Genomic DNA, 733 nt, shown 5'->3' on the forward strand with positions numbered 1-733 from the left:
ATCGGCCTGAGCGAGACGGTCGGCAATTCCGCAATCAGAGGTGAGGACGACGGGAGTGCTCGCAGAGAGCGCCTCCAAGACCGAGATCGGGAACACCTCGCCACGGCTCGGAAGAACGTAGATGTCCGATCGGGCGATCCTGCTGGCTCCGGAGCCCGGTGTGATCGGTCCCTCGTACGACAGCGGGACAGTCGGATTGTCCTGGATGAAGGTCTCGATGTCGTCCAGATCACCTTCGTCTGGGCCGACGATCGAGAACGTGGCCTCGATACCACGCTCCGTGAGGATCCTGGCCATCTCCGCGAAGGCCGACGCTCGCTTCCGGGGGTGCAAGCGAGCGAGGAAGAGCACTTCTGGAACCTTGTGGTTCTCGCGGGAAGGCCGTTCGGACAACTCGAGCCCGTTGTGGACGGATCGGACGGTAGCCAGCGGCTCGACTGATCGGATCCCTCCGGCTTCGGTATCGGTCAGTGTGAGCACGGACGCGGCTTCGCGGAGTACAGGCCTGGTCACCACGCGGTCGAGAACGCGGGCGAACGGTCGCCGACTCGGCATCACCATTCCATGGGTCTGCAGGACGTAAGGGAGGTGAACACGCCGCGCCGTCACGGCAATCTCGAGATCGAAAGCGTGGCGACCGGCGTGGACGTGTAAGACATCGATGTCGTTGCTGTGTTCTCGGAGCCACTTGGTGAGGCTGGGTGCTCGAACCCCGCTGAACCCGGTACCGGGT

Annotated in this window: 1 protein-coding gene; it reads right to left on the reverse strand. The window is 63.6% G+C overall.

Features of this window, described 5'->3' with window-relative positions:
- The coding region (locus BIU91_RS18655) for a glycosyltransferase (RefSeq protein WP_139196880.1) at positions 1-733 on the reverse strand (733 nt) is incomplete at both ends.

The organism is Curtobacterium sp. MMLR14_002 (genome assembly GCF_001864975.1).
GTDB classification, from domain to species: domain Bacteria; phylum Actinomycetota; class Actinomycetes; order Actinomycetales; family Microbacteriaceae; genus Curtobacterium; species Curtobacterium flaccumfaciens.